This is a genomic window from Quadrisphaera sp. DVD1 (assembly GCF_058932755.1).
In genome coordinates, this window is the sequence record NZ_JBZYWI010000125.1 from 1 (window position 1) to 9,286 (window position 9,286).

Genomic DNA, 9,286 nt, shown 5'->3' on the forward strand with positions numbered 1-9,286 from the left:
CGCGTGGTCGGGCGGGCGCGCCCGGCGGTCGAGCCCCTCGTCACCCCGCACGACCCGTCCTTCCCGAGCGGGCACGCGACCGGCTCGGCGGCGCTGGCGGTGGTCCTCGCGGGCCTGCTGCTGGGAGTCGTCTCCTCCCGGGCGGCTCGCGCCGCGGTGCTGCTGGGCGCGGGTGGCTGCGCCGTGGCCGTCGGGCTCAGCCGGGTCTACCTCGGTGCGCACTGGCTGACCGACGTCCTGGCCGGCTGGGCCCTCGGCGCCGCCCTCGGCCTGGCGCTCCTCGCGCTGTCAGAACGACGGCGCACCCCAGCGGGTCCTCGTTCTGACAACGCCCTCCAGCGGTCGCAGGAGCCCCGATGAGCGACGCCGAGCCGCAGCCTCCTCGCGTGGGGCTGCGCACCCTCCTGCCGTACCTGCGCGAGCACCGCGTCGCGCTCGTCGCGGTGGCCGGGATCTCCCTCCTCGGGGCCGTCGCCGCCCTCGCCCAGCCGCTCCTCGTCGGCCGGGTGATCACCGCGGTGGAGCGGGGGGACGCCGTCGGGCCGGTCGTCGCCGCCCTGGTGCTCGTGCTCCTCGGCGGGTCGCTGCTCGGTGCGGTGCAGCAGTACCTGCTCCAGCGCACCGCCGAGGGCGTCGTCCTGAGCACCCGGCGCCGGCTGGTGGACCGCGTGCTGCGCCTGCCGGTGGCCGAGCACGACCGGCGGCGCACCGGTGACCTCGTCTCGCGGGTCGGCTCCGACACCACGCTGCTGCGCGCGGTGGTCACCTCCGGGCTGGTCGAGGTCGTCAGCTCGGTGCTCGTCGTCGTCGGTGCGGTCGTCGCGATGGCGCTCGTGGACGTCGTCCTGCTCGGCGTCACGCTCGCGGCCGTCGCCGTGGGGATGAGCGCCGGCATCGCCGTCGCCCGGCGCCTGCGCGCCCTCGCCCTGGCCTCCCAGGAGCGCGTCGGGGAGATGAGCTCCGCGGTCGAGCGGGCGCTGAGCGCGGTGCGCACGATCAGGGCCAGCGGCGCCACCGACCGGGAGGTGGCGGCCGTCGGCGCCAGCGCCGTCGCGGCCTACGACGCGGGGGTGCGCGCCGCCCGGGTGGAGGCCGTGGTCGCCCCGGTGGTCGGCGTCGCGGTGCAGGGGGCCTTCATCGCCGTCCTCGGCGTCGGCGGCTACCGCGTGGCGAGCGGTGCCATCACGGTGGCGCAGCTGGTCTCCTTCATCCTCTTCCTGTTCCTCCTCGTCATGCCCCTGGGCCAGCTCGTCTCGGCCTTCGCGCAGCTGCAGCTGGGGCTCGGGGCCCTCACCCGGATCGAGGAGGTCCTGCGCCTGCCCGAGGAGGACCGCGGCCCCTCCGCGCCGCCCGCGCCCCGCCCCGGCGCCCCGCTGCTGGAGCTGCGCGAGGTCTCCTTCGCCTACCCCGACGGCACCGCGGTGCTCGGGGGGGTCAGCGTGGTCGTGCCGCGGGGCACCCGCACGGCCCTCGTCGGGCCCTCGGGCGCGGGGAAGTCGACGCTGCTCTCCCTCGTCGAGCGCTTCCACGACGTCACGTCCGGGGCGGTGCTGCTCGACGGCGTCGACGTGCGCGAGCTGCCGCGCGCCGCGCTGCGGGCGCGCCTCGGCTACGTCGAGCAGGAGGCGCCCGTGCTGGCCGGCACGCTGCGCGAGAACCTCCTGCTGGCCGCGCCCCACGCCTCGGACGCCGACCTGGCGGCCGTGCTCGCGGCCGTGGGCCTCACCGGGCTCGTCGAGCGCAGCCCCGCGGGCCTGGACGCCCCGGTGGGGGAGGGCGGCGTGCTCCTCTCCGGCGGCGAGCGCCAGCGCCTGGCGATCTCGCGCTCGCTGCTGGCCCGCCCCGAGCTGCTGCTGCTCGACGAGCCCACCGCCAGCCTCGACGCCCGCAACGAGCGCGCGCTGCAGGACGCGCTCGACGCCGTCGCCGAGCGCACGACGCTGCTCGTCGTCGCCCACCGGCTGTCCACCGTGGTGGGCTCGGACCAGATCGTCGTGCTGGACGCCGGCCGCGTGCTCGGCGTCGGCACGCACGCCGAGCTCCTCGAGAGCACGCCGCTGTACCGCGAGCTGGCCGCCACCCAGTTGCTCGTCTGAGGCCGCTCAGGGCAGCAGCGCGAGCTTCCCGCCGGGGTGGCCGCTCTGCAGGAGCCTCAGCGCCTCGACGGCCTCGGCGAGGGGGAAGGTGCGCGCCACGGGCACGACGAGGTCGCCGGTGGCGGCCAGCGCGACGAGCCGGGCCCGCGCGGCGTCGCGGAACGCCCTGCTGGCCGGCATGGCGCCGCCGATCACCGGGAAGCCGTCCTGAGCGGCCCTGGCGAACGCGGCGATCGTGACGATGCGGCTGCGGTCGGGGACGAGGGCGAGGGAGGCGTCGACCGCCTCGTCGGTGCCCACGGCGTCCAGCGCCGCCTGCACCCCCGAGGGCGCGAGCTCGCGCACCCGCTCCTCCAGGCCGTCGCCGTAGGCGACCGGGACGCCGCCGAAGCGCCGGACGACGTCGGCGCTGCGCCCGCTCGCGGTGCCCAGCACGCGCGCGCCGAGGCGCGCCGCCTGCTGCAGCACGCTGACCCCGACCGCGCCGGAGGCCCCGTGCAGGAGCACCGTGTCGCCCGCGCCGACGCCGGTCACCTCGAGCATCTCGGCGGCCGTGGTGCCGGCGAGGAGGAGGTTGGCGGCGGCGGGGTGGTCCAGGGCGGCGGGCTTGGCGAAGACGTCGCGCGCCGGGACGGTGATCTCCGAGGCGTAGCCGCCGCTGACCCGGAAGGCGAGCACCTCGTCACCGGGCGCACCGCCCCCGGACGCCAGCTCGGTGTCGGGCCCGAGGCTCTCCACGACGCCCGAGACCTCGTACCCGATCGGCAGGGGCAGGGCGCTGCGGTCGTTCCCGGGGCCCTGCGCCAGGTGCTTGAAGTCGGCGGGGTTCATCCCGGCGGCGCGCACCGCGATCCCCACCTGGCCCGGCCCGGGCGCAGGGGCGTCCTCCTCCACGAGGCGCAGGACCTCGAGCCCGCCGAAGTCCGTCGCGATCCACCGCTGCCCCATGCCGCGATCGTGCCCCCGCGGCCGTCGCGCCGCGAGCGCGCTCAGCGCAGCCCGAGCGCTGCGCCGAGGTACTGGTAGCCGACGAAGGCCACGACGTCGAGCACCGTGTGGGCGACCACGAGCGGCATCACCCGCCGCGTGCGGGTGTAGTACAGCGCGAAGACGACCCCCATCACGGCGTTGCCGATGAACGGCCCGTACCCCTGGTAGAGGTGGTAGCTGCCGCGCACGACCGCGCTGACGGCGATCACCACGGGCAGCGACCAGCCGAGGCGGGGCAGCCGGTCGAGCAGGTACGCGACGACGACGACCTCCTCCAGCACCGCGTTCTGCAGCGCCGAGAGCACGAGCACCGGCACGGTCCACCAGTACGGGGACAGTCCCGAGGCCACGACGTCGGCGGTGATCCCGAGCTGGCGCCCCAGCAGGTAGAAGCCCAGGCCGGGCAGCCCGATGAGCGCCGCCAGCCCCATCCCCACGCCGAGGTCGCGCAGGGGCCGGCGGGCGTCGAGGCCGATCCGCGCCAGCACCCCGCGGCCGCTGCCGGACAGCAGGAACAGCGCGAGGGCCACCGGCACGAGGGCGAAGCCGATGTTCAGCACCTGGTAGGTCAGGTCGAGCCAGGGCCTCGGGCTGCGCGAGCCGTTGAGGGTGGCCGTCGCCGCCGACACCGGGCCCTGGGTGGCGATCGCGACGAGCCGCACGAGCGCGTAGACGCCGGACTGCCCGAGCGAGAGGCCGAGGACGATGAGCACCTCGGCGCCGAACCGGCGCCGCTCGGGCCTTCCGAGGAGCTCGAGGTGGTCAGGGGCGGGTCCGGGCAGCGCGGCGTCCGACACCCCTCGATCCTCCCCGATCGACCTGGGTGCCCGCTGGATCCACGTGGATCGGCGCAGCCGGGCCCTCCCGAGCACTCCCGTCCAGGGGTCAGCGCCGGGCGGTGTCCTCGTGCGCGGACGTGCCGGAGACCTCGGGGGACGCGTCGTCGACCCCCGGCGTGCTGCCGGCCCCGTGGCCGTCGTCGAGCATCGTCGCCTCGTCGAAGGGGGCGCGGCCGGCGAGCACCTCCTCCACCCGCTCCCGGTCGATCTGGTGCGTCCAGGTGCCGATGAGCACGGTGGCGATCGCGTTGCCGGCGAAGTTCGTCACCGCGCGCGCCTCGGACATGAAGCGGTCGATGCCCACGATGAGGCCGATGCCGTCGACCAGCTCCGGGCGGTGGCTCTGCAGCCCGCCGGCGAGGGTCGCCAGTCCGGCGCCCGTGACGCCGGCCGCGCCCTTGGAGGCGATGATCATGAAGACGAGCAGCGAGATCTGCTCGGGGATCGACAGCGGCTGGTCGGTCGCCTCGGCGATGAACAGCGAGGCCATCGTCAGGTAGATGGCGGTGCCGTCGAGGTTGAAGGAGTAGCCGGTCGGCACGGTGATGCCCACCACGGGGCGGGCGACGCCGAGGTGCTCCATCTTGGCGATGAGGCGGGGCAGCGCCGTCTCCGACGACGACGTGGAGACGATGAGGAGGAACTCGCGGCCCAGGTAGCGCAGCAGCCGCCACACGTTGAGCCCGGTGACCAGGCGCAGCAGCGTGCCCAGGACGAGGAAGACGAAGATCGCGCAGGTCGCGTAGAAGGCCAGCATGATCTTGAGCAGGCCGAGCAGGGCGCTCCACCCCGTCTCGTCCACGACGCCGGCGATGGCCCCGAACGCGCCGATCGGTGCGACCCACATGATCATCGCGAGCACCTTGAAGACGACCCGCTGGAAGACCGCGATCCCGCGCAGCGCCGTCTCGCCCGTCGGCCCGAGGCCCTGGATCGCGAAGCCGATGAGCAGCGCCACGAACAGCGTCGAGAGCACCTGCGAGTTCACCAGGGGCGACACGAGGGTGGTGGGGATGAGGTCGAGGACGAACCCGGTGAGCCCGCCGCCGTGCTCGCCCTCCGGGGCCGCCGGCGGCTCGTACCCGCTCGACCCGCTCACGTCGAGGCCCGCACCCGGCTGCACGAGGTTGCCGACGACGAGCCCGATCGCCAGGGCGAACGTCGACATCGCGAGGAAGTAGCCCAGGGCCAGGACGCCGACCCGGCCGACCGTGGCGGCCTGGCGCACCGACCCGATGCCCAGCACGATCGTGCAGAAGATCACCGGCGAGATCATCATCGTGATGAGGCTGACGAAGCCGTCGCCCAGCGCCGACAGCGCCGTGCCGGTGCCGTCGGGGGCCAGCCCGCCGACCAGCGCGCCCAGCACCACCGCGACGATGACGGCCAGGTACAGCCAGTGCGAGCGGTCCCGGCGGCGCTCAGCCGGTGCGGTGGCACGTCCCTCGGAGGTCGACACCCCGCACAGGGTGGCCCCGGCCCACGAGCCCTGCCAGTCGGCGATGAGTCCCGGACGCCCCGGGGGTCTGCACCCCGCGAGGAACCGCCCCGCACCCCCGAGGAGGAGCACCGTGACCGTCCGCCTGAACACCTACCTGAACTTCCGCGACGACGCCCGGCAGGCGATGGAGCTGTACGCGTCCGTCTTCGGCGGGCAGCTGGCCATCAGCACGTTCGGCGAGTACGGGATGAGCGAGGACCCCGCCGAGGCGGGCAAGGTGATGCACGCCCAGCTGGAGACCCCGGACGGCTTCGTGCTCATGGGATCGGACGTGCCGAGCGGGATGGCGTACGAGAAGCCCGCGGGCTTCGCGGTCTCCCTCAGCGGCGACGACGAGCCGCGCCTGCGCACGTGGTGGGAGGCACTCACCGACGGCGGCGCCGTCACCCTGCCGCTGGAGAAGGCGCCGTGGGGCGACCTGTTCGGCATGTGCACCGACCGGTTCGGCACGAGCTGGATGGTGAGCATCAGCCCCGCGCAGGCCTGAGGAGGCCCAGACCCCGCCGATCATGGAGCAGTCCGGGGTGCGGGAGGCCGCGCACCACGGACTGCTCCATGATCGAGCCATGACCCAGCCCTCCGCCCCGCTCGACGCCGCGACCGCGCTCGGCCGGGAGCGGTTCGTCTCCCTGACCACCTTCCGCCGCAGCGGAGAGCCGGTGCCCACGCCGGTGTGGGTGGCCCAGGACGGCGACGCGCTCGTCGTCATCACTCCCGAGGAGAGCGGCAAGGTCAAGCGGCTGCGCCACGACGCACGCGTGGAGCTGGCGCCCTGCAGCCGCACCGGCCGCGTGGCCGAGGGGGCTCCGGTCACCGCCGGGCGCGCGGAGCTGGTCGCCGACCCGGCGGAGGCCGCCCGGCTGACCGGGGTCCTGCAGCGGAAGTACGGGGTCGAGTACCGGATCACCATGCTCGTCGAGCGCGTGGTCGCGCGCCGGCAGAAGCCGCGGGTGCTGCTCCGCATCACGCCCGAGGGCTGAGGCGGGAGGGCCGGGGACGGGTCAGCCGCGCGCGGCCAGCCCGGCGCGGATGTGCTCGAGCAGGCCGGGCACCGCCCGCTCGGTCTGGCGCAGCACCTTCTCGAACTTCTTGCGCCCGCCGTAGTACGGGTCCTTGACGTCGAGCTTGCCCTTGGCCACCGCGGCGGGGTCGAAGGAGCGCAGCAGGCGGATGCGCTCGGGCTGGTCGTCGTCGCCCGCCCAGCGGCGCAGCACCTCCTCGTGGCCGGAGTCGAGCGCCACGACGAGGTCGGTGCGCCGGATCGAGGAGCGGTCCAGGCTCCGCGCCCGGTGGCTGCACGCGTCGTAGCCGTGCGCGGCGAGGACGGCGACCGCGCGCTCGTCCGCGGCCGAGCCGGTCTGCCAGCCGTCGGTGCCGGCCGAGGCGACGCTGACGGCGTCGCTCAGCCCCTCGCGCTCCAGCGCCTGGCGCAGCACCACCTCGGCGATCGGGGAGCGGCAGGTGTTGCCCGTGCAGACGAAGACCACCCGGTAGCGGGGGGCGTCCGGCTCCGCGGTGGGCGCCGCGGCGGGCTCGGCGGCGGGCTCGGCGCTCACAGGTGCTCCACGAGGTCCGCCGCCAGGCCGGTGTAGGTGGCCGGGGTCAGCTCGAGCAGCCGCTCCTGCGCGTCGGGCGGCAGGCCCAGGCCGAGGACGAACTCGCGCATCGAGGCGGCGTCCACCCGGCGTCCGCGCGTGAGGTCCTTGAGGCGCTCGTACGGGTTCGCCATGCCGGGGACGCCGGCCACGGCCGCGGCCCGCATCACCGACTGCACCGCCTCGCCGAGCACCTCCCACGTGGCGTCGAGGTCGCGGGCGAGGGCCGACGGGTCGGCGTCGAGGCCGGCCAGGCCCCGGCGCACGTTGTCGATGGCCAGCAGCGAGTGGCCCACCGCGGTGCCGGCGTTGCGCTGCATCGAGGAGTCGGACAGGTCCCGCTGCATCCGGGAGGTGACCAGCGTGGAGGCCAGCACGTCGAGCAGCGCGGAGGAGACTTCGAAGTTGGCCTCGGCGTTCTCGAACCGGATCGGGTTGACCTTGTGGGGCATCGTCGAGGAGCCGACGGTGCCCTGCCCGCGCACCTGCGCGAAGTAGCCCAGGGAGATGTAGGACCACACGTCGGTGCACAGGTCGTGCAGCACCCGGTTGGCGCGGGCCAGGTCGGCGTAGAGCTCGGCCTGCCAGTCGTGGCTCTCGATCTGGGTGGTCAGCGGGTTCCACGTGAGGCCCAGGCCCTCGACGAAGGTCCGCGAGACCTCCTGCCAGTCGGTCGTGGGGACGGCGACCGCGTGGGCGGCGTAGGTGCCCGTGGCGCCGTTGAGCTTGCCCAGGTACTCCGCGCGCTCCACGCGGCGCAGCTGGCGGTCGAGGCGGGCGGCGAAGACGGCGACCTCCTTGCCCACCGTGGTCGGCGTCGCGGGCTGGCCGTGGGTGCGGGCCAGCATCGCGGCACCGGCGTGCTCGCGCGCCAGGGCGACGAGGTCGGCGTGCAGGGCGCGCGCGGCCGGCAGCCACACCTGCGTGACGCCGCCGCGCACCATCAGCGCGTAGGAGAGGTTGTTGACGTCCTCGCTGGTCAGGCAGAAGTGCACGAGCTCCGCGACGTCGGCCAGCGACGTGCCGTCCAGGCGCCGGCGCAGGTAGTACTCCACGGCCTTGACGTCGTGGACGGTCTCGCGCTCGATCTCGGCCATCTCGGCGACGTCGTCCGGGCCGAAGCCGGCGACGACGTCGCGCAGCCGCCCGACCTCGTCGTCGGTGAGGCGCCGCGCCCCGGGGACGGCGCCGGTGGTCGTCAGGTGCAGCAGCCACTCGACCTCCACCCGCAGGCGCTCGCGGTTCAGGGCGGCCTCGGACAGGTGCTCGACGAGCGGGGCGACGGTGGAGCGGTAGCGCCCGTCCAGCGGCCCGAGGGCGGCGCCGGCGTCGGCGAGGGGCGTGGTGCTCGGTGCGGAGGTCGCGACGGTCACGGCGCCATCGTCCCAGGTCGCGCAAGTGGCCGGGTCAGGGAAGCGGGCGGCCGCCGCGGGGGAGGACGGCGGCCCCGGCCCGGGCGGCGTCCAGTGGCACGGGGGAGGTGAGCACGGCCGGCCCGCGGCGCAGCAGGCCGGACCCCAGCGGCTCGCAGCGCAGGCCGCCCCGCCCGCGCAGCGCCGCGTGCGCGCCGGGAGCGAGCTCGCGGTCCATCCACGCGCACGGGCTGGCCGGACGGCGTCCGGCGAGGAGCACCGGCCCGTCCCCGCAGTCGAGGGTGAACTCCTGCCCGCGCAGCGGCTCGAGCTCCGCGCCGCGCAGGACGACGTTGCGCCGCGCCCGGAGCGGGTCGAAGCGCTCCGCGCCGAGGGCGGCGGCCACCTCCTCCAGCGCCTCGACGGCGATGAGCGTCACGGCGGCGTCCATGTGGGCCGCCTTGCCGAAGAAGCGGTCGCCGACGATGCCGCGGCGGGCGACGACCTCGGCGGTGTCGCGGTCCTCGCTGGCTGGCCCCGAGCCGTCGGCGAACGGCAGCGGGCCGTCCTTGGGCCGCCCGAAGTAGCGGTGCACGGGCGAGACCAGCAGGTGCAGCACCTCGACGTCGTAGCGGAACACCGCCGGGTCGCCCACCGGGGCGGTCACGGCGTCGGGGACGCCGCTCGAGCCTCGCTCGCGGAGCGCACCGGGACCTCGGCCACGCGCCAGCCGGCGCCGGTCGCCGCCGCGTCGAGCTGCTGCGCGAGGTCCGGGCCGGCGAGCCCGAGGGCGCCCAGGCCCTCGCGGCGGGCAGCGCGCACGGGGGACCGGTCCGGGGCGGGGGCGGGGGGCTCGCGCCCCCAGACCCTTCTCCTCTCCCCCCCCCACACCGCCCACAAAACCCCCCCCGTG

At 75.6% G+C, this 9,286-nt stretch carries 11 protein-coding genes; 4 read left to right on the forward strand and 7 right to left on the reverse strand.

Annotation, left to right across the window (positions count from 1 at the left end):
• Together AC5FZL_RS13015 and AC5FZL_RS13020 are read left to right on the forward strand one after the other, a co-directional pair.
• On the forward strand, window positions 1-360 hold a 360-nt coding region (locus AC5FZL_RS13015), incomplete at its 5' end, for a phosphatase PAP2 family protein (protein ID WP_493619270.1).
• Entirely contained in the window at window positions 357-2,096 is a 1,740-nt protein-coding gene (locus AC5FZL_RS13020) for an ABC transporter ATP-binding protein (RefSeq protein WP_493619272.1), read from the forward strand. The genes AC5FZL_RS13015 and AC5FZL_RS13020, both read left to right, overlap by 4 nt.
• Window positions 2,097-2,102: 6 nt before the next feature.
• On the opposite strand, the gene AC5FZL_RS13025 is transcribed toward AC5FZL_RS13020, so the two are convergent.
• From AC5FZL_RS13025 to AC5FZL_RS13035, 3 genes are all read right to left on the reverse strand, one after another.
• Complete coding sequence (locus AC5FZL_RS13025) at window positions 2,103-3,044, reverse strand: NADP-dependent oxidoreductase (RefSeq protein ID WP_493619274.1); 942 nt, start codon at window positions 3,042-3,044, stop codon at window positions 2,103-2,105.
• A 41-nt stretch (window positions 3,045-3,085) separates the two neighbouring features.
• Entirely contained in the window at window positions 3,086-3,883 is a 798-nt protein-coding gene (locus tag AC5FZL_RS13030) for a CPBP family intramembrane glutamic endopeptidase (RefSeq protein WP_493619276.1), read from the reverse strand.
• A gap of 88 nt (window positions 3,884-3,971) precedes the next feature.
• Window positions 3,972-5,384, reverse strand: coding sequence for a cation:dicarboxylate symporter family transporter (locus AC5FZL_RS13035; protein ID WP_493619278.1), 1,413 nt, complete (start codon window positions 5,382-5,384; stop codon window positions 3,972-3,974).
• A 112-nt stretch (window positions 5,385-5,496) separates the two neighbouring features.
• On the opposite strand from AC5FZL_RS13035, the gene AC5FZL_RS13040 reads away from it, so the two are divergent.
• Together AC5FZL_RS13040 and AC5FZL_RS13045 are read left to right on the forward strand one after the other, a co-directional pair.
• Window positions 5,497-5,913, forward strand: a complete 417-nt coding sequence (locus tag AC5FZL_RS13040) for a VOC family protein (RefSeq protein ID WP_493619280.1) — start codon at window positions 5,497-5,499, stop codon at window positions 5,911-5,913.
• A 79-nt stretch (window positions 5,914-5,992) separates the two neighbouring features.
• Window positions 5,993-6,406, forward strand: coding sequence for a PPOX class F420-dependent oxidoreductase (locus AC5FZL_RS13045; protein WP_493619282.1), 414 nt, complete (start codon window positions 5,993-5,995; stop codon window positions 6,404-6,406).
• A gap of 21 nt (window positions 6,407-6,427) precedes the next feature.
• On the opposite strand, the gene AC5FZL_RS13050 is transcribed toward AC5FZL_RS13045, so the two are convergent.
• From AC5FZL_RS13050 to AC5FZL_RS13065, 4 genes are all read right to left on the reverse strand, one after another.
• Window positions 6,428-6,913 (reverse strand): low molecular weight protein-tyrosine-phosphatase, encoded by a 486-nt coding sequence (locus tag AC5FZL_RS13050; RefSeq protein ID WP_493619290.1) that lies wholly within the window; start codon window positions 6,911-6,913, stop codon window positions 6,428-6,430.
• Window positions 6,914-6,978: 65 nt separating this feature from the next.
• On the reverse strand, window positions 6,979-8,394 hold the full coding sequence (gene purB / locus AC5FZL_RS13055; RefSeq protein ID WP_493619284.1) for an adenylosuccinate lyase: 1,416 nt from the start codon (window positions 8,392-8,394) through the stop codon (window positions 6,979-6,981).
• A gap of 34 nt (window positions 8,395-8,428) precedes the next feature.
• Entirely contained in the window at window positions 8,429-9,040 is a 612-nt protein-coding gene (locus tag AC5FZL_RS13060; protein ID WP_493619286.1) for an MOSC domain-containing protein, read from the reverse strand.
• Window positions 9,037-9,195: a hypothetical protein gene (locus AC5FZL_RS13065; RefSeq protein ID WP_493619288.1), complete on the reverse strand. Its 159-nt coding sequence runs from the start codon at window positions 9,193-9,195 to the stop codon at window positions 9,037-9,039. Before AC5FZL_RS13065 ends, AC5FZL_RS13060 begins: the two co-directional genes overlap by 4 nt.
• Window positions 9,196-9,286: the final 91 nt, after the last annotated feature.